A 19,371-nucleotide genomic window follows, 5' to 3' on the forward strand; every position below is an offset into this window, starting at 1 on the left:
GCGCGCTCTTCTGTTCAGGTCGCGCGCGGGACGTCGTGGCGCAGGCCGTCGAGGAGGAGGTTGGTGATCTGGCGGGCTTCGTCGAGCCACCCGTCGCTCACGCGCATGGCGCAGATACCGCCCAGGGCTCGTAGCAGGGTGGGGCCGGTGACGTCGCCGCGGACGGTGCCGGCCGTGGCGCCGGCGTCGAGGAGACGGGTGAGGGCGTCGCCCATATGGGTACGGGCGACGCCGAAGACCGGTGAGTCGCTCGCCATGATGCTCTCCAGCGCGACGGACATGCCTTTGCCCACGGCCGCGTGGTCGACCAGCAGGAGCAGGAAACGGCGCAGGGCCTCCGCCGGGGCGTGGTGCTCCAGCAGCTGCTCGGGTGCGGCGCACAGGTCGTCGACTTCCTTGCGGTAGACCTCCTCGATCAGTGCCTCGCGGGTCTCGAAGTGCCGGTAGAGCGTTCCGACGGCGACTCCGGCGCTGCGGGCGATCTCTTCCACGTGCGCGTCGGTGTCGCCGGCGAGGAACGCTTCGCGGGCGGCCGACAGCAGGGCTTCGCGGTTGCGGCGCGCGTCGGCGCGCAGCGGGCGTGGTGACGGCAAGGGACCTCCATAAGATGAGTCCGGTTCCGTTTATGTGTATCGTTTCCGGAGTCAGGTTCATCTTACGGAAGGGCCATCCGATGCCGATCACCGATGAGGGGCTGGAGGGCCTACGGGTCCTGGTCACCGGCGGCAGCCGGGGCCTGGGTGCGGCGACCGTGCGTCGGTTCGTCGCCGCGGGCGCGACAGTGCTGACGGCCTCCCGCAGCCGGCCCGGAGAGAACAGCGGCGGCACCTTCATGCCGGCGGACCTCTCCACTCCGGAGGGGGTGGCCGACCTCGGCCGCCGCGTCATCGACCACGTGGGCGGCGTGGACGTCCTCGTGAACAACGCCGGCGCGGCGAGCCCCCCGGCACCGACTCTGAGCCGGTCGGACGAATCCTGGCACGCGGACCTGGGGATGAACCTCCTGAGCGCCGTGCGCCTGGACCGGTCCCTGGTGCCGGGCATGGTCGAGCGAGGCTCCGGCGTCGTCGTGCACATCTCCTCGATCGCCAGCCGGCTGCCCCAGCGCACGGAAGCCTCCTACGCCGCGGCGAAGGCCGCACTGAACGCCTACAGCCGAGAACTGGCCACCGAGGTCGGCGAACACGGAGTGCGCGTGGTCTGCGTTCTTCCCGGCTTCGTCGTCACCGACGGCGCCACCGCCCACCTGCGGCACATGGCCGAGCAGCAGGGCGTGACCGCGGACGAGATCACCCGCCGGATCGTGGACCACCTGAAAATCCCCATGGACCGCCCCGGAGACCCCGAGGACGTCGCCGAGATGATCGCCTTCCTCGCCTCCAGCCGCGCGAAATGGCTCACCGGAGCGCAGTTCCGCGTCGACGGTGGCATCCTCCCCACCGTCTGAACACCAGCCGGCACCAAGAACAGGACCACCATCATGTCCCTCACCCTGACCTCTGTGATCATCGACGCGGCCGACATCGGGACGGAGGGTGCCTTCTGGCACCGCCTGCTCGGCGGATCGACCACCACCACGCCCACCCACCACTTCATCCAGGCACCCGGCCTGCCCGTGATCGTCGTCCAGTCCGCCCCCGGACACACCGCCCCGGGATGGCCGGACGGCGCCCCCCAGCAGATGCACCTCGACTTCGGCGTTGAAGACCTCGCGACCGCAGACCGCGCCGCCGTCGACGCCGGTGCCACGCGCCTGCGCCCCACAGAGGAGTCCAGCTCAGACGCCGGCACCGGCAGCCGTGTGTACGCCAGCCCCGCCGGACATCCCTTCTGCCTCCGCACGGCCTGAGACTGCCATCGCTCATCGTGGGCGCCTGTCGTCAGATGATCGAAATGACGACAGGCGCGGCGGGCATCCAATGAACCCGGTGATTCCGGGGCCTGACGGCGGCTCCGATCCAATGGGGTCGATCCTATGAGGGCTGACGACAGGGTTGGATGACACCCGAGGTCCGACGCGGCAGCAGGAGCGGGACACAGCGTGGCCCATCTCGTCTAAAAGCGGGTGTCGACCGACCAGCAGTCCACCGCCCGCCAGGATCTCGTCCTGGCCGAGGCCGGTATCGAGGACCCGATCGCCTTCGAAGAGGCCCCGGGTACCTCCAGCCGCCTCCACCCGCTCCAGCGCCCGAAGTTCGGCGAACTGCTCGGCTGCGCGCAGCCGGGCGACACCGTGCACATCTCCGAGATGTTCCGCCTCGTGCGCGGCAACCAGTGCATCCTCGACGTCCTCGAAGTCCTTCACCGCGACCAGCTCGCCCTGCGTATCCACGACGGCGCGTTCTCCGCCATGGACCTCGCCGCCCGCCACCCGCGCACCGGCGAACTCCAGCGAGACCTCCAGCGCGAGTTGACGTACGACGGACTGCGGGCCGCCGAGGCCAAGGGCAGCAAGGGCGGACGCCGCCCCGCCGTCGCGGTCGACGAGATCGGCACGGTCCGCACCTCGTACTTGGAGGGCCGCTCGACCGCTGCCCTCGCCCGCGACCACGGCGTAAGCCGCGGCGCGATCCGCACGGCCGTCGCCGACCTCTGAGCGGGCCGCGCTCGACCAGGGCGTGACCGTACGGCGGGGCCAGGGCTACACCCTGCGCGTCAGAGCCGTCCCCTCCACGCACCGACAGTTCCTCGCCCGCTGCCAGCCGCTCGACAGCGGTCACGGACTCCCCGCGATCCCGGCCCAGCGCAAGGCACGCCCCGAGTACGAGAACCGGGCCAGCACGCTCACACCCGGGCCGGGATCGCGCACGGGCCTCCAGCGGGCCCACGGTCGGCGACCGGTAGGCAGGAGCGGCAGGGCTGGGACTGGGGCTGGGGCACCGCAACTCCCGTGCGCTTTCGTTTCGTTCGCAACGCGTCGTTCATTCGAAGAGTGAAAGCAATACTCCTTGACGACGTTTCGTATGAAGCGAATGATGACGGATGCGAAAGCGCTTACCTAGGAGGAGCCCGCATGACCGAACCGTTCTCCACCACCCGCCGCCGCCTCTTGCAGTTCGGTGGCGCCGCCGGGCTGGCCGCAGCCGCCAACTCGCTCGCCGCTCCGGGCGCGGCCGCGGCGACCGCTTCGTCGCGCGGCCCGCGCACGACCGTGACCGACCTGGGCCCGGCTGTCGTCCAGTACTCCCTCATGAGCGGACTGCTCGTCGGCGACACCGTCTACATCGGATCGCGCAACCTCGCCCCTGCCCGGGTGATCGGGTTCCACCTGCCGACCCGGAAGGTGGTCTCGGTCACCGATCTCGACGCGGCACCCGATCCCACCATCCAGGCGCTCGCGGCGGACCCGACCGGCCGGTACCTCTACATCGGCGTGCTGCTCAAGGGCGACCAGGGCAAGCCGAACCTCTTCCGGTGGGACCTGACGACGCCGGACAAGCCTGCGGTGGGCATCGGCAGGACGGGCGCGGACCGCGACATCCGCGCGCTGGCGGTCGCCCCCGACGGAACGGTGTACGCGGTGGGCGGCGTGACGGGAACGCCGCCCGCGCTGTGGGAGTACGACCCGGCCACCGGTGCGACCACCAGCCTGGGCGTCGCCAATCCGCTTGCCACCGAGGCCGAGGCCGTCGCGGCCACCGACACCGCCGTTTTCGTCGGCTCGGGCAGCGTCCTGGTCGGCGGGGGCGACGCGAGCAAGGCGGCGCTGTTCGCGTTCGACCGGACCAAGCGCACGTTCACCTCGGTGGTGCCCAAGGAGATGGAGCAGGACCCCAGCCTGCGGTGCCTCGGCGTCGTCGGCGGGAACCTGGTGGTCGGCACCTCGGGCGGGGTCGATCCGGCGAAGCTCGCGGTGATGGACCTGGCGGACCTCTCCTCTTACACGGTGGTGAGCGTCAACGGCACGACCGCCAAGTGCTTCACCGCCGACACGGACCGGATCTACTTCGCCACCGACACGGGAGTGTATTCCTACTCGTTGGCGGACAAGGCGGTCTCCGCGGTGGAGTTCGACGGACCGGATCTCGGAGAGATCTGGGGCGTGGACCACACCGACGGGAAGCTGGAGGTCGTCTCGGCCTACGGGTTCGTCGCCGAGATCGATCTGGCCGCCGGCACCTCGGTGATCACCGACCTGGGTACGGCAGGCGCTCCCGCGGACGCGGAGGCGGGCATGGGGATCGCGGCCGGCGGCGGATACGTCTACGTCGGCGGCACCGGCACCCTCGCCCGGCACGACCTGCGGAGCGGAGCCGTCGTCAATCTGCGGGCGCCCGGCGAGGTCAAGGACGCCGAGGTGATCGGCGGCCGGCTGTACACCGGCCAGTACGACGCCCTGGGCATCTGGGAGTACGACCCCCGCGCAGGCGGGCAACCGCACCAGATCGCGCAGTTCCCCAGCGTGCAGAACCGGCCGATGGACACCTCCTGGGACCCGGCCAACAAGTTGCTCCTGCTCGGCGTGCAGTCCGACACCGAGGGCGGCGGCGCCTTGTGGACGTACGCGCCGAGGACGGGGAAGTCGACCTCGTACGTCAACCCGATCGACAGCGTCCAGCTCGTCGCGGCGGTGGCGAACCGGGACGGCGTCGCCTACCTGGGCGGTGACAACGAGGCCGCCACGGGAGCGCGCGGCACCGTGGTGGCCGTCGATCCGGTCACCGGCCGCGAGCTGTGGCGCCTGGAGACGGGGCAGCAGAAGGGGGTGACGGCCCTCGCGGTGCAGGGCCGCCACCTCTACGGGCTGACCAGGGACGGCGTGCTGTTCGTCATCGACCTGCACACCCGGCAGTTGCTGCACACCGCGGACGTGAGCAGCGTCAGCCGCGGCTACGCGGCCCTGGTCACCAATCGCGGCACCGTCTACGGCGTCTCGATCACCACGCTCTTCCGCTTCCACCCGAAGACGTTCGCCGTCAGCACCGTCGTCCCCGGCATCAACGGCATCTGGTACAGCGAACCGCACGTCAACGCCCACGACGGCAAGCTCTACACGCTGCGTGGCCACAACCTCGTCGAGGTGGACGACCGCCCGCCGCGATGACCGGTGGGGACGCTCAGGGGAGCGGCCGCGCCGCCGGGCCCGACGCGCTCCGGTGCAACTGCCGGGCCGCGCCGGGCAGGGCGGTGACGGCGGTACCGGCCGTCACCGCCGAGCGGGCGAACGCCGCCAAGATGTTCGGCCCCGAGCGCGTGGTGGTCGCGTTCACCCCGGAGATGAACCTGCCGGAACTCGCGGCCCGCGTGGAGCGGGTCTTCCGCCGGCAGTACGAGCTTCCGGGTGGGCCCGATCCTGCGTGCACCCGCGTGCCGCGCAGCCGTATCGGGAACAGCAGGTCCGGCCGTCGCCGTTGCACCGATCGACGGCCCGGCGCCGTACGCGCGGGGGATACGGTGATCACAAGGTCGTCCGCCCTCGCGCGGAACCGGGCTCCGAGGTGGCGGTACGCCTGCCGCGCACCGGGACCACGACACATTTCTGCAGAAGGACTGTTTGATGGCTGACCGGCCCCTGACGCTCATGGCAGTGCACGCCCACCCCGACGACGAGGCCACCGGAACCGGGGGAGTCCTCGCGCGGTACGCGGCGGAAGGCATCCGCACGGTTCTGGTGACCTGTACCGACGGCGGTTGCGGTGACGGACCGGGAGGTGTCAAGCCGGGCGATCCCGGCCACGATCCGGCGGCGGTCGCCTCGATGCGCCGCAAGGAACTCGAGGCGAGCTGCGACGTCCTGAAGGTCGGCGATCTGGAGATGCTCGACTACGCCGACTCCGGAATGATGGGCTGGTCGAGCAACGACGCCCCCGGGTCCTTCTGGCAGACCCCCGTGCAGGAAGGCGCGGCCCGGCTCGCGGACCTCATGCGGGAGTACCGCCCCGATGTGGTCGTCACCTATGACGAGAACGGCTTCTACGGCCACCCCGACCACATCCAGGCCCACCGCATCACGATGGCGGCGCTGGAGATGACCGACCTGACCCCGAAGGTGTACTGGACCACCATGCCCCGCACGATGTTCCAGCGCTTCGGCGAGGTCATGCGCGAGCTGGACGAGGACATGCCGGAGCCGGACCCCGCCGAGGCCGCCGCGATGGCCGAGATCGGGCTTCCCGACGATCAGATCACCACATGGGTGGACACCACGGCGTTCAGCGGTCAGAAGTTCGACGCGCTGGCCGCGCACGCCAGCCAGGGCGAGAACATCTTCTTCCTCAAGATGGGCAAGGAGAGGTTCGGCGAGTTGATGGGCATGGAGACCTTCGTCCGGGTCCAGGACACCACCGGCGCGGCCACACCCGAGAACGACCTCTTCGCCGGCCTGCGCTGATCCGCCGGAGCGCGCTGATTCGTCGGCCCGCGCTGATCCGCCCCCGCCCGGCCGCCGCCACGGCCCTGCCTGCCCCCGGGGCTCAGACCAGCACACCGTCCTCGGCCACGACCCTGCCCTGGCGGATGACGACACGGTCCTGCGGCCGGTCCATCACCGCGCTGGTCACCGTCTCCCCGGAGAGCAGGACGAGGTCGGCGGCGTCGCCCTGGGCCAAGCCGCGGGGTTCCGGGGCGGCGGCCGTCCAGGCGGCGCCGACCCCGCCGCCCGCCAGGACCGCCCGGCCGCCCACGGTGGCCAGCGCGACGCAGCGCTCGATGTGCTCGTCGCGCCGCAACTGGTTGGTGAACGCGAGCTGCCAGGTGCGGCCGAGGATGTCGCCGTCGCCGAACGGCGACCAGTAGTCCCGAATGCCGTCCTGGCCCAGGCCCACCCGCACGCGGTGCTCGGCCAGCAGTTCCAGGGGCAGCGTGCGCCGGCCGCTCGGGGCGATCGTGGTGAGGGCGATGTCGAGTTCGGCGAGCTGGGTGACCAGTTCCTCGACCCGGGGGGCCTGCGACGTGGCGAGCGCGAAGGCGTGCGAGATCGTCACCTTGCCCCGCATGGACAAGGCGCGGACCCGGTCGAAGACGAGGCCGAGCGTGAAGGCCCCGAGCTCGCCCTCCTCGTGGAGATGCAGGTCCAGGCCGGTCTGGTGGCGTTCGGCCAGGCCGAAGACGATGTCCAGGTGCTCGACCGGATCGCGATCGAGGCCGCAGGGGTCGATGCCGCCCACCAGATCCGCGCCGCTGGCGAGCGCGTCGGCCAGCAGGTCGGCGGTGCCGCGGTCGCGGACGATCCCGGCCTGCGGGAAGGCGACGACCTGGACCGTCGCCCGGTCCTGGTGCGCTTCGCGCGCGGCGAGCACGCCATGGAGGCGGTCGAGGCCGGATTCCGTGTCGACCTGGGCGTGGCTGCGTACGGCGGTGGCGCCCGAGGCGATGGTCCTGCCGAGGGTGTGGGTCGCCCGCTCGCTGACGCTCGCCTCTGCGGAACGCCAGTTGGCCCGGTCGTTCTCGATCAGGCCCTCAAGACCCGGCCCCGCGGTGTGCGGGCGGAACGGCAGGCCGAGCCGGGTGGAGTCGAGGTGGGCGTGCGCGTCGGTGAAGGAGGGCAGCGCGATCCGCCCGCGCCCGTCGATGACGCCCGGCTCGTCCCGCGCCGCCCCGCCGCCGGCCGGCAGCACCTGCGTGATCCGGCCGTCCTCGACGAGGAGGTCGCTCGGCTCGCCCGCCCAGGGGCGTACGTCGATGATCTTCTTCGGACTCGTCATGGCTCTCCGTAGGTTGTCAGCGGGGCAGGCAGGGCAGGCGGGGCAGGCGGGCCGGGCGGGGCGGGGTCACTGCAACGCGCACTGCTGCTCCTGCCCGGCGATGATCGACAGGACGATCTCGGAGGCGCGCGCCGCGTCCCCCGCCCTGATCGCGTCGAACAGGGCCTCGTGGTCGTCGCCGCCCTCGCCGACGGCGTGTTCGAGCGACCGGACCGTGTCCAGGGACTCCCGCATGGCCAGCGAGAGCCCCTCGTAGAGGTCCAGGAGCAGGGAGTTGCCGGCGGCCTTCGCGACGGCCAGGTGGAAGGAGACGTCGGCGTCGACGAAGGTCGACTGGTCGCCCGTGGAGGCCGCCTCCCGCCGGCGCCGCAGGATGTCGGCCATCGCCTCCAGGTCGTCCTCGGTACGCCGTGCGGCGGCCAGTTGGACCGCGGCCGTGTCCAGCCCGCGCCGCACTTCGAGGACGTCCCGGGTCTTGCTGTCGGTGAGCTTGCGGTTGAGCGCCACGGTCGCCTCGTCGACCGCGATCACATACGTGCCGTCGCCCTGCCGTACGGAGAGCAGGCCGGCGTAGGTGAGGGCGCGGATGGCCTCGCGCAGCGGCGCTCGGCTCAGGCCCATGGTCTGGGTGAGTTCCGCCTCGGACGGCAGCCGGTCACCCAGCGCCCAGTTCCCCTCGCGGATCTGGTCGCGGATCTCCTCGATGGCGACCTGTACTGCGGAAACGCGGTTGAAGCGTGGCACTTAACCCCCCACCTTCCTGGTGGTCAGCCGGGCCCTCGCCGGTGGAGCGGCGACCGAGGCGATGCCATGTCGTGCGGCTCGGAGGATCTGCCGAAAGTCCATCGAGGTCCCTATCCAGAAACATCAGACGTCTGGTAATCAGATTACATGACGACCACGTCCCCGCGTATCGCCTTCGATCAAACCGAGTCCCGAACCCTCCCTGACCGAGCCTCAGATCCGCGCACGACCAAGCGTCTTGGAGCCATGTGCGGCCCGGTCCAGGGCATCGGCGCGGGCGACTGGCCGGCGGCCCTCGGCCTGGCCGGCCAACTGGGCCTGGGCGGCGTGCTCTTCGCCGACCCTCGCGCGGTCAGTCCTTCGCTGGACCGGGCCGAACTGCAGGCGGCCCGGCAGGCCGCCGACGAGCGCGGCCTCTTCGTCGAAGCCGGCGTGGGCTGCCTCGGCCCGCACGGCGACCACGCCGAACGCGTCGCCGAACTCACCGCGATGATCGGTGCCGCCGTGGCCCTGGGCTGCGACCGGTTCTTCGCCTACACCAGGACCGAGCGGCAGCGCGCCTCACCCTCGCACGCCGAGCAACTGGCGGAGATCCAGCGGACGTTGGCCGCCCTGCGGCCGGTGCTGCTGGAACACGGCTGCCGGCTCAACGTGAAGACCCACGAGGACCTCTCCTCGGACGAGGTGATCCGGCTGGTCGAGACCGCCGGCACCGACGTGTTCGGGGTGAGCCTCGACGTGGCGAACCTCGTCGTACGCGCCGAGGACCCGGTCGAGGTGACCCGGCGGCTCGCGCCCTACGTCCACCAGACCCATCTGGAGGACGTCGCGCTGTACTTCACCCCCGCCGGTCTGCGCCGCGAACTGCGGCCCTGCGGCGACGGAGTGCTCGACTGGACCGCGATCCTGGACACCCTCGTCCGGGACGCTCCGGCCCGGCACCTCGTCTTCGAGCAGCATCGCGGGCAGTTCGACACGGAGATGTTCCGGGACGACTGGTTCGACGCGGAACCCCACATCAGGCCACGGGAGCTGGCCCGCCTGGTGCGCGCCGCGGTGCGCTGCGAGCGCTCGGCGGCGGAGCAAGGCGGCCGGCAGCCGGTCGACGCCGCATCGCGCACCGACAGCGCCGGGTACCGCGCCGAACTGCGCCGAAGCATCACCCACGTGCGTTCCGTACTGGTCACGATCTCTGGAGAGCAGCCGTGACAAGCATCGCCTCGACCCGGCTGCGCGCCGTGCGCCGCCGGGTCTCAAGAAACGACAAGGTCCTGGTGGTCGCCCTGAGCGCGCTGGGAGTCCTCGCCCTGGTCGTGGTCTTCGGCCCGCTCGTGTGGCCGGACAACTCCAACACCGTCGATCTGGCCCAGCAGTTCACCCCGCCCTCGGCCCACCACCCGCTGGGCACCGACAACCTCGGCCGGGACATGCTCGCCCGGGTACTGGTCGGCGCGCGGGCCTCGCTCGGCGCCGGCCTGGTCGTCGCCCTGGCCGGGGCGGTCCTCGGCTGTGTCACCGGCCTGCTCGCCGGGGCGCTGGGGGGCTACGTCGACACGGTCCTGACCTGGCTGACCAACTCGATCCTCTGCTTCCCCTCGATCATGCTCGCGATGGCGGTCGTGATGGCCCTCAAACCCGGCATACCCGCGGTCGTGATCGGCCTGTCGATCCACTCGTTCCCCTGGTACATGCGCACCCTGCGCAGCGAGGTCATGCGGATCTCCGCCAAGGACTTCGTCAAGTCCACCCGGGCGATCGGGGCGACCCAGCGCCGAACCCTGTTCGTGCACATCTTCCCGCACCTGATCTCCACCATCGTGCTGCAGATGGCGGCCGTCTTCGGCGCGGCGGTCCTCTCGCTCGCGGCACTGGGCTTCCTCGGCATGGGCGCCCAGCCGCCGACCGCCGAACTCGGCTCGATGATCACCGACGGCCAGCAGTTCTTCCTGACCGGCCAGTGGTGGGTCGCGGCCTTCCCCGGCCTCGTGCTGCTCATCGCCGTGACCCTGACCACCGTCGTCGCCGACCGGACGCGCGAGATCCTCGACCCCCGCGGCGAGTACATCGTGGCCGACTGACGAGAGGGACCCTGATGCTCGCCACCGTCTCCAAGCGCCTCGCCGTCGGGATCACCACCATCCTCGGCGCGCTGGTGTTCTCCTTCCTCATGCTGCGCAAGCTGCCCGGCGACCCGGCCCGGCTCGTCGGCGGTGACCTCGCCAACCCGACGACGATCGCCAACATCCGCGCCTCGATGGGGCTCGACAAGTCGCTGCCGGCGCAGTTCTGGGACTACCTCACCGCGCTCGCGCACGGCAACCTCGGATTCTCCTTCAGCACCGGCCAACCGGTGGCCGGCCTGCTGCGCTCCCGGCTGCCGGCCACGATCGAACTCGGCCTGACCGGCGTGTTCATCGCCGTGGCGTCGGCACTCGTCTTCGGCGCCGTCGCGGTCTTCCGCCGCAAGAAGGGCGCCGATGTCTCGCTGCGGACCACCTCGTCGCTGGCGATGGGCTCCCCGCCCTTCTGGCTCGCCCTCGTGGCCATCCTGCTGCTCTCGGTCAAGCTCGGGATCTTCCCCGGCCCCGAGGGACGGCTGTCGCCGGGCAGGGCCGCTCCGCACGACGTCACCGGCCTCTACACCGTCGACGCCCTGCTCGCCGGCCAGTTCGCCACCTTCCTCAACGCCGTCTGGCACCTGATCCTGCCCGGCTGCACCATCGCGGTCGGACCGTTCGCCTTCCTCAGCCGGCTGTTCCGGTCGCAGCTGCGGAATACGATCCGGGAGCCGTTCGTACTGGTCGCGCGGAGCCGGGGCATCACCCGCCGGGCCGCCTTCCTGCGCCATGTCGTGCCCAACTCGCTGCTTCCCCTGGTGGCCGCCACCGCGATGCTCCTCGCCGAGCTGATGACCGGCAGCGTCCTGGTGGAGAAGGTGTTCGGCTGGCCCGGCGTCGGCTCGCTGACGGTCGACGCGATCCTCCAGAAGGACTTCTCGGTCGTCCAGGGAGTCATCGTGCTGAGCGCCTTCCTCTACGTGGCGGTCAGCTTCCTGGCCGACGTCACCTACTCCACCATCGACCCCCGCATCCGAGTCGGCGCCAAGTGAGATGACAAACCGGACAGGAGCCGAGCTGATGGCTCAGACACCAGCAACCGCCGCCACCACACCCCCTACCGACGCCCTGCTCCAGGTCAGGGGCCTGCGCACCGAGTTCGCCACCCCCAGGGGAAAGGTGGCCGCCGTACGGGACGTCAGCTTCACCGTCCACCGCCGCGAGCGCCTGGCGATCGTGGGGGAGTCGGGCTCGGGCAAGTCGGCCATGGCCATGTCCATCGTCGGCCTCCTCCAGCCACCCGGCCGGGTGACCGAGGGGGAGGTGCTGCTCGACGGACAGGATCTGCGCGGGCTCACGGACTCCGAGATGTCCCACGTCCGCGGCCGCCGGATCTCCCTGGTCTTCCAGGACCCCATGAGCGCGCTGGACCCGATCCGCAGCATCGGCTCCCAGATGGTGGAGGGCATCCGCGCCCACCAGGACATCACCCGCAAGGCCGCCCGGAAGCTGGCCGCCGACCTGCTCGGCGAGGTCGGCGTGGTCAACGCCGCCCACCGGTTGGCGGACTACCCGCACCAGTACTCCGGCGGCATGCGGCAGCGCGTGCTGATCGCGATGGCGCTCGCCAACTCGCCCGAGCTGGTGATCGCCGACGAACCGACCACCGCGCTCGACGTGACCACCCAGGCCCAGGTACTGGAACTGCTCGACCGCCTGGTGACCGACCGCGGCGCCGCCCTGATGCTGATCACGCACAACCTCGGCATCGTCGCCGGCTACTGCGACTCGGTGAAGGTCATGTACGCCGGCCAGCTGGTCGAGGAGAGCCGCAGCCGGGACCTGTTCTCCGCGGCGGCACACCCCTACTCCCGCGAGCTGATCAAGTGCGTGCTGAGGACCGACCAGGTCCCGCAGGGGCGGCTGTCCACGATCCCCGGCGCGCTCCCCGACCCCACCCTGCCCATCACGGGCTGCTCCTTCGAGCCGCGCTGCCCGGCCGGCCGCGGCAAGCCCGACTGCCGCAGCCGGGAACCGGTGCTCGTCAGCCTCGGCGCGCCGGGCGCCGAGCGCGCCACCAAGTGCCACTTCCCCGGCACCGAAGAGCTGGAGGACACCGAATGACTTCCCCGCCAGTCCAGCAGGCCGCCGAACCCGACGTGCTGCTGCGCGTCACCGACCTCACCAAGTCCTTCGGCGGCAGGCGCGCCGGCGTCGGCACCCGCAGGACCGGGCAGGTGCACGCGCTGCGGCAGGTCTCCTTCGAGGTGCGCCGGGGCGAAACCCTCGGACTCGTCGGCGAGTCCGGCTCCGGCAAGTCCACCGCCGCCTCGTGCGCGCTGCGGATGACCGACCCCGATTCCGGCTCGGTCGTCTTCGACGGAGACGACGTCGGGAAGATGTCGCACGCCGCGCTGCGGAAGATGCGCTCGCGGGTGCAGATGGTCTTCCAGGACCCCTACGGCTCGCTGGACCCGCGCTTCTCGGTACGCCGGCTCGTCGAGGAACCACTCCTGGTGCACGGCGAGCGCGACGCCGCCGTCCGGCGGGCCCGAGCCCTGGAGATGCTCGAACGGGTGGGCCTGTCGGCGGAACTGGCCGAACGCAACGCCCACGCCTTCTCCGGCGGCCAGCGCCAGCGCATCGCCATCGCCCGCGCGCTCGTCCTCCACCCCGAACTCCTCGTCCTCGACGAGCCGGTGACGGCCCTGGACGTGTCGGTGCAGGCCCAGGTCCTCAACCTGCTGGCGGACCTCCAGTCCGGACTGGGCCTGACCTGCCTGTTCATCGTGCACGACCTCGCCGTGGCCCGGTACGTCTGCCACCGCATCGCGGTGATGTACCTCGGCGAGATCGTGGAGGTCGCCGACTCCGACGAACTGTTCGCCAACCCGCTGCACCCCTACACCGTGACGCTGCTGCTCGCCGCGCCCGTCCCCGACCCCGACGTCATGGAGCGCAGCCGGCGCGCCCTGGACACGGCCAAGCCGGCCGCCGGTCCGGCGCCGGCCGAGGGCTGCCCCCTGCTGCCCCGCTGCCCGGTCGGCGCCGGCCGCCCCGACTGCGCGCAGCGCCGCCCGCGGCTGCGCGAGGTCGTCCCCGGACACCAGGTCGCCTGCCACTTCCCGGGCGAGATGCAGGAGCAACTCGCCCGGCGGGCCGGCGCCCAGAGCCGTACCCCCACGCTCGGAGAGGAGGACAAGTGACAAGAAACGATCGGATACCGGCCCGTCCCCACCGCCGCACCCTGCTCGCGGTCGGCCTCGCCGCCACCGCGGCCATGACCGCGGCCTGCGGCGGCTCGGACGTCAACGGCGCGGGGGCCGGCTCCGACCGCCCGTTCACGGTGAACTGGGCGACGAGCATCTCCAGCCTCGACCCCGCGTTCTCGTGTCCCGGCGACGACAACTCCCTGGCCGGCAGCTTCTACGGACGGCTGGTCAAGCAGTCGGTCACCGCCGACAAGGACGGGTTCACCACCGCAGACCCCGACCCGTCGAAGGTGGAGCCCGACCTCGCCACGAGCTGGAAGGTCTCCGACCAGGGGAAGACGTACACCTTCACGCTGCCCGCCGGAAAGACGTTCGCCAACGGCGACCCGCTCGACGCCAACGCGGTGAAGTACTCCCTGGAGCGCACCGTGAAGATGGGTGCCTGCGGCGCGCTCTCGCTCCAACTCGGCATCACCGACCCACCGTTGATCACCGGTGTGGACGCGCCCGACGCGACCACCGTGGTGCTGCACCTTCGGAAGGCGTATCCCGAGATCCTCTACAGCCTGTCCCAGAGCCGCGGCTCGATCTACGACCCCAAGCCGATCGAGGCCCACGGCGGCGTCAAGGCGGGCAGCCCGAACCAGTGGCTGCAAAGCCACACCGCGAGCAGCAGCGGACCGTACGTCCTACAGACCTACGTCCCCAACAACCACGCCGTCCTGGTACGCAATCCGCACTACTACGGCACCCCGGCCATCGAACCGAAGGTCCAGGTCAACTTCATCCCGTCGATCCCGACCCTGCTGCTCCAGGCCGAGAACAGCCAGGCCGACGTCACGCTCGGGCTGCCACCGCAGAGCGTGCACAGCGTCAGCGGCAAGTCCTGCTGCAAGGTCGTCAGCGCGGGCAGCGCCACACCGGTCACGGTCTCGCTGAACAACCAGGGCCCCGTCACGGGCAACGCGAAGTTCCGCGAGGCCCTCACCTACGCCATCCCCTACCAGCAGATCATCTCCAAGCTCGTCTACGGCTACGGCGACTCTTACTACGGCCCCGTGGTGCCGGGCATGGCCGGCTACAACGCCTCCCTCGAACCGCCGCGGGCCTACGACCCGGCCAAGGCCAAGCGGTTGCTGGCCGCATCGGGCCTGAAGTCACCCCACCTCGACCTGATGATCAACCCGCAGTCGCCCGGCGTGTCCGACCTCGCGGCGCTGCTCCAGTCCGTCTGGCGCGCCATCGGCGTCAAGGTGAACCTCGTGGCCAAGCCGCCGGCCGACTTCAGCACGCTGTTCAACAACGGCACCTACCAGTCGGCGCTGCTCTTCGAGTCCAGCACACCACTGGGCAGTTACGAACTGCGCAAGAAGACCACCTGCGGCAGCAGCTTCAACAACCAGCACATCTGCCTGCCCGGCAGCAAGCCGCTGCTCGCCCAGCTCAACAGCGTCACCGACCCGGCGCAACAGCAGCAGCTCATCGACCGGATCAGCACGCTCTGGGTGGACAACTCGCCGACGATCATCCTCTACCGGGCCCGGTTCACCGCCGTCCTCGGCAGGAACGTCAAGCACTTCGCGTACGCCGGGAACCTGCCCCTCGCGCAGTGGGGCCGATAGCCCGCCCGCACCCGGCGCCCCGCGCCGTACGCCTCACGTATTGCGCGTGACGCCTTACGCCCTACGCCTCGCGCCTCGCCGTGAGGACCCAGCACCCAGTACCCAAGCGGCCGGCACCCCGCGGCCGCACGCGACTCGGCCCAGCGGCCGAGCCAGAAGTCACAAGGAGAACCCCGCCATGAAGATCGGTGTCGACGGCCGGAAGATCCCCGGCGCTGCGGACCGTACCCCCCTGGAGATCCTCGGATACGCCCGTGACCTGGGCATGGAGGGCGTGTACTTCCGCACCGTGCTCGACATCTCGCCGACGCTCGACCTCGGCGTGCTCCGGGAGGTCCGCCGCGAGGCGGACACGCTGGGCCTCTACCTCCAGATGGGGCTCGGCAAGGTCAACCCGTACGCCGCGGCCGAGGCCCCGGAGATCCGCAGGCTGGGCGAGGGCGACTACACCCGCGGCATGCTGCGCATGCTCCAGGCGTGCCGCGAGGGCGCCGACTGCGGTGAGTTGTGGGTCGCCTGCTGCAACTACAAGGCCGACCTGCCCGGTTACTACGCCATCGACCGGTTCCGTACCGACGCCCCCTGGGCGGACCAACTCGTCGCGATCGAGAAGTTCCTGGGTCTGCTCGCGCCGGCCGCCCGCGACCTGGACTGCCACCTCAACATGGAGACCCACGAGGAGATCACCACGACCGAGGTGGTCCGGCTGGTCGAGTCGATCGGGCCGGACGTCATGGGAATCACCTTCGACACCGCGAACGTCATGGTGCGCGGCGAGGAGCCGGTGGCCGCCGCGCGCCGGGTCGCCCCGTACGTCCGGGCCACGCACCTGCGCGACTCGATCCTCCAGCGCACCGGCGTCGGCCTCACCCGGACCTTCTCGCCCTGCGGCCTGGGGGTCATCGACTGGGCCGGCCTGCTCGGCGCGCTGCTGGAGCACGCACCCGACCTGGAGGCCTCCATCGAGCCCGCGGGACCGACGCTGGCGATCCCGATCGGGATCGCGGACGAGAGCTGGCGTGCACTGCACCCCGATCTCGTGGAGGACGAGGTGACCGAACTGGTCCGCCTCGCGGACGACTACGCGCGACGCTCGGCCGACGGTGCGGTGCCGTCGGTGGAGGACTTCCGCGCGACCCCGTTCGACGGTGAGGACTTCGTCCTGCGCAGCGCCGAGCATCTGCGCGAGACGCTCGCGACCCTCCAGGCACCCGGCGCGACGGCCGGCACGACGGCCGGCGAGAACCGCTGACGTGACCGTGCCCGCCGGCCAGAAACGCCACCGTCCCCAGCGAGGTTCGACGTGACCAGTCAGCACAGCCCTGCCGGCGCGAGCCCGGTGCCGAACCCGAACCCGAACCCGGACCCGGACCCGATCCGGGTCCTGGTCCTCAACTGCAATGTGACCGAGTCGATGACCGAGGTCATCGGGGAGTCGGCCCGGGCCGCCGCGGGCCCGGGGACGGTCGTCACCGCCGTCTCACCGGAGTGGGGAGTGGTCTCGGCCGAGGGCTATCTGGACAGTTTCATCGCCGCGACGGCCATGCTCGACCGGCTCGCCACCTGGCCCGGCGGCATGGACGCCGTCGTGCTGGCCGGCTTCGGCGAGCACGGGCGGGAGGCCGCCCGCGAACTGCTGGACGTACCGGTGGTGGACATCACCGACGCGGCCGCGCACGTGGCGCTGATGCTGGCGCCCCGCTACGGCGTGGTGACCACCCTGGCCCGCTCCGTCGTACAGATCCAGGACAGCCTGCGGACGGCCGGGGTGGCGGACCACTGCGTCGGCGTGCTCGCCGCGGGCGTCCCGGTCCTGTCGGCCCACGCCGACGAAGCCCGTAGCCGCGAGGCCGTGCTGGCGTGCGGCCGCCGGCTGATCGACTCAGGCGCCGAGGCGCTGGTGCTCGGCTGCGCGGGCTTCGCCGGCCGCGCGGCCTCCTTCGAGCAGGAGCTGGGCATTCCGGTGATCGACCCGGTCGCCGCCGGGCTGCTCTTCGCCGAAGGGCTGGCCCGGCTCGGCCTGCGGACGAGCAAGGTGTCGACCTTCGCCCGACCGCTGCCCAAGTCCCGTCCGGGCTGGGGCTCCGAACCGCACCGGACAGCCGCCGTCCAGGACACCCACCCCGTCTGACATTTCGCGGGCCCCCGCGGCAGACGCAAGCGAACGGCGGACCCGTCCGGGTCCGGAAAGGAGACACATGACCACCACCGTGCACGCGCGCTACGTGCTCGGCTACCGCGAGGGCGACCATGTGCTGATCGAGGACGCCTCCGTCGTGTACGACGGTGCGCGCATCGTGTACGCGGGACCGCGCCGGGACAGCACGGCGAGGGAGACGATCGACCTGGGCGAGGCCCTGGTGACACCGGGCCTCATCGACCTCGACGCGGTTTCGGACATCGACCACGCGCTGCTCGACTCCTGGTCCGCACCGGAAGCCGCCGCGGGACTCCAGTGGTCGGCTGAGTACTTCACCCACCGCCGTCACGACGTCTTCGACCAGGAGGAACGGAACTTCATCCGGCAGTACGGCCTCGCCCAGCTCCTGCTGCACGGCATCACGACCTGCATGCCGATCGCCTCGGAGACCCACAGCTCCTGGGCCGAGACCTACCAGGACGCGGTCGGCATCGCCGAGGCGGCCCGCGCCCTGGGCATCCGCGCCTACGTGGGCCCCAGCTACCGCGCGGGGGTCAACGTGGTGCGCGGCGAGGGCGGGCGGGAGGTCCGGTGGGAGGAGCAGCGCGGGCTCGCCGGCCTGCGGGACGCCGAGCGCTTCCTGGAGTACGCCCGGTCGTCCGCGGGCGACGGCCTGGTCCGGGGCGCCCTGCTGCCGTGCCGGATCGAGACCATGACCCCGGAACTGCTCGCGGCCACCGCCGAACTGGCCCGCCGCCACGACGTGCCGGTCCGGCTGCACTGCATGCAGGGCACCGTCGAACTCGACCTGCTGCGCCGCGAGCACGCCGCGACACCGCTGGAGATCATCGAACGTGCGGGCCTGCTCGGCTGCCGGCTGCTCCTGCCGCACGCGACCTACGGCGCGGGCGGCGGGACGCGGGGGGCGGCGCCCTCGGACAGCGAACTGGAGACCCTCGCCCGCGCCGGGGCGTCGATCGTCCACTGCCCGTCGACGTCCCTGCGCTACGGCATGGTGCTGGACAGCTTCGACCGGTTCGGCCGGGCCGGGGTGAACATCACGCTCGGCAGCGACAGTTTCCCGCCCGACCTGTTCCGCGCGATGGACGTGGGGTCCAGCCTCACCAAGGTGCTCGAAGGCCGGCTCGACGCAGGCGACCCGGCCGCGTACTTCCGCGCGGCGACGCTCAACGCCGCGCGGGCCCTGGGCCGCGACGACCTCGGGCGCCTCGCGCCCGGTGCGCAGGCCGACCTGGTCGCGGTCCGGCTCACCGACTTCCGGCTCGGTGTCCTCGACGACCCGCTGCGCACCTTCCTGATGTCCGGCTCGCCGCGCGACATCGCCCTGACGGTGGTGGCCGGACGCACCGTGGTCCGGGACGGCGAACTGCCGGGGCGCGACGTGACCGCCATGCAGAGCCGGGCGCAGCGGCTCTTCGGCCGGATGCGGGCGGGCTACGGCGAGCGGAACGCGCACCGCCGTGCCGCCGCCGACCTCTTCCCTCCCGTCTTCCCACGGCTCCCCGCAGGGTCCGCCGCAAGCGAGGCGCCGTGACGGACGAACTCCCGTGACGTGCACGGCCTCGGCGGTGGTGGTGCGCCACGCGTGGCGGCCGCTGCCGCATCCGCCCAGCGGCCGGGCCCGCCGACCACGGCGTCAGACCCGGGGTCGCGTGCGCGGGGCGGCCGGGACCTTGTCGTCGGCTGCGCGACAGCCGAACGCCTGGCCCGACGTCGTAGCGCGCCCCACCGGCCGCTCGATGTCGTCCTGGACGGCCCGCGCGCCCGACCGGAGCCGCCGGCGGGCCAGGCACCGGGAGATCACCGGCCGTGATCCGGGCGGGGCGCATCGCGTCCTACCCGCGCGTTCAAGCCGACAGGCGAGGGCGACTGGCGCAAGAAGCCGCGCGAGCAGGCCCCCATGCCTCCGGGTTCAGCGCACGGGAGCCGTTC

17 protein-coding genes are annotated in these 19,371 nt (G+C 71.5%); 14 read left to right on the plus strand and 3 right to left on the minus strand.

Annotated features, from left to right (window positions below; all coding sequences use genetic code 11):
- Positions 1-14: 14 nt before the first annotated feature.
- Positions 15-593: a TetR/AcrR family transcriptional regulator gene (locus OG896_RS37750; protein ID WP_329372706.1), complete on the minus strand. Its 579-nt coding sequence runs from the start codon at positions 591-593 to the stop codon at positions 15-17.
- Positions 594-673: 80 nt separating this feature from the next.
- Here OG896_RS37750 and OG896_RS37755 point away from each other — a divergent pair, with 80 nt between their 5' ends.
- The 5 genes from OG896_RS37755 (at position 674) to OG896_RS37775 (ending at position 6,331) form a co-directional block, all read left to right on the plus strand.
- The gene (locus tag OG896_RS37755) at positions 674-1,447 is read left to right on the plus strand and encodes an oxidoreductase (protein WP_329372708.1); all 774 of its coding nucleotides are present in this window, start codon (positions 674-676) and stop codon (positions 1,445-1,447) included.
- A gap of 33 nt (positions 1,448-1,480) precedes the next feature.
- Positions 1,481-1,849: a VOC family protein gene (locus OG896_RS37760; protein WP_329372710.1), complete on the plus strand. Its 369-nt coding sequence runs from the start codon at positions 1,481-1,483 to the stop codon at positions 1,847-1,849.
- 216 nt (positions 1,850-2,065) lie between these two features.
- Entirely contained in the window at positions 2,066-2,596 is a 531-nt protein-coding gene (locus OG896_RS37765; RefSeq protein WP_329372712.1) for a recombinase family protein, read from the plus strand.
- Positions 2,597-3,013: 417 nt separating this feature from the next.
- A complete protein-coding gene (locus OG896_RS37770) occupies positions 3,014-5,044 on the plus strand; it encodes an outer membrane protein assembly factor BamB family protein (RefSeq protein WP_329372714.1) in 2,031 nt (676 codons plus the stop codon).
- 453 nt (positions 5,045-5,497) lie between these two features.
- A complete protein-coding gene (locus OG896_RS37775) occupies positions 5,498-6,331 on the plus strand; it encodes a PIG-L family deacetylase (RefSeq protein WP_329372716.1) in 834 nt (277 codons plus the stop codon).
- Between the two features lie 82 nt (positions 6,332-6,413).
- Here OG896_RS37775 and OG896_RS37780 read toward each other — a convergent pair whose 3' ends face one another.
- On the minus strand, positions 6,414-7,643 hold the full coding sequence (locus tag OG896_RS37780; protein ID WP_329372718.1) for an amidohydrolase: 1,230 nt from the start codon (positions 7,641-7,643) through the stop codon (positions 6,414-6,416).
- Positions 7,644-7,709: 66 nt separating this feature from the next.
- Complete coding sequence (locus tag OG896_RS37785; protein ID WP_329372720.1) at positions 7,710-8,387, minus strand: FadR/GntR family transcriptional regulator; 678 nt, start codon at positions 8,385-8,387, stop codon at positions 7,710-7,712.
- Positions 8,388-8,633: 246 nt separating this feature from the next.
- Here OG896_RS37785 and OG896_RS37790 point away from each other — a divergent pair, with 246 nt between their 5' ends.
- The 9 genes from OG896_RS37790 to OG896_RS37830 all read left to right on the plus strand — a co-directional run bounded on the left by OG896_RS37790 (position 8,634) and on the right by OG896_RS37830 (position 18,973).
- Complete coding sequence (locus OG896_RS37790; protein ID WP_329372722.1) at positions 8,634-9,596, plus strand: sugar phosphate isomerase/epimerase family protein; 963 nt, start codon at positions 8,634-8,636, stop codon at positions 9,594-9,596.
- Positions 9,593-10,465: an ABC transporter permease gene (locus tag OG896_RS37795; protein ID WP_329372724.1), complete on the plus strand. Its 873-nt coding sequence runs from the start codon at positions 9,593-9,595 to the stop codon at positions 10,463-10,465. The genes OG896_RS37790 and OG896_RS37795 overlap by 4 nt, the downstream gene beginning before the upstream one ends.
- 14 nt (positions 10,466-10,479) lie before the next feature.
- Complete coding sequence (locus tag OG896_RS37800; RefSeq protein ID WP_329372726.1) at positions 10,480-11,496, plus strand: ABC transporter permease; 1,017 nt, start codon at positions 10,480-10,482, stop codon at positions 11,494-11,496.
- Positions 11,497-11,524: 28 nt separating this feature from the next.
- Positions 11,525-12,568: an ABC transporter ATP-binding protein gene (locus OG896_RS37805; RefSeq protein WP_329372727.1), complete on the plus strand. Its 1,044-nt coding sequence runs from the start codon at positions 11,525-11,527 to the stop codon at positions 12,566-12,568.
- Positions 12,565-13,650, plus strand: a complete 1,086-nt coding sequence (locus OG896_RS37810; protein WP_329372729.1) for an ABC transporter ATP-binding protein — start codon at positions 12,565-12,567, stop codon at positions 13,648-13,650. The genes OG896_RS37805 and OG896_RS37810 overlap by 4 nt, the downstream gene beginning before the upstream one ends.
- A complete protein-coding gene (locus OG896_RS37815) occupies positions 13,647-15,278 on the plus strand; it encodes an ABC transporter substrate-binding protein (RefSeq protein ID WP_329372731.1) in 1,632 nt (543 codons plus the stop codon). The genes OG896_RS37810 and OG896_RS37815 overlap by 4 nt, the downstream gene beginning before the upstream one ends.
- Before the next feature lie 178 nt (positions 15,279-15,456).
- Entirely contained in the window at positions 15,457-16,530 is a 1,074-nt protein-coding gene (locus OG896_RS37820; protein ID WP_329372733.1) for a sugar phosphate isomerase/epimerase family protein, read from the plus strand.
- A gap of 51 nt (positions 16,531-16,581) precedes the next feature.
- Entirely contained in the window at positions 16,582-17,409 is an 828-nt protein-coding gene (locus OG896_RS37825) for an aspartate/glutamate racemase family protein (protein WP_329372735.1), read from the plus strand.
- A 67-nt stretch (positions 17,410-17,476) separates the two neighbouring features.
- On the plus strand, positions 17,477-18,973 hold the full coding sequence (locus tag OG896_RS37830) for a chlorohydrolase family protein (protein ID WP_329372737.1): 1,497 nt from the start codon (positions 17,477-17,479) through the stop codon (positions 18,971-18,973).
- Positions 18,974-19,371: the final 398 nt, after the last annotated feature.

Source organism: Streptomyces sp. NBC_00669 (assembly GCF_036226785.1).
Taxonomy (GTDB): Bacteria; Actinomycetota; Actinomycetes; order Streptomycetales; family Streptomycetaceae; genus Actinacidiphila.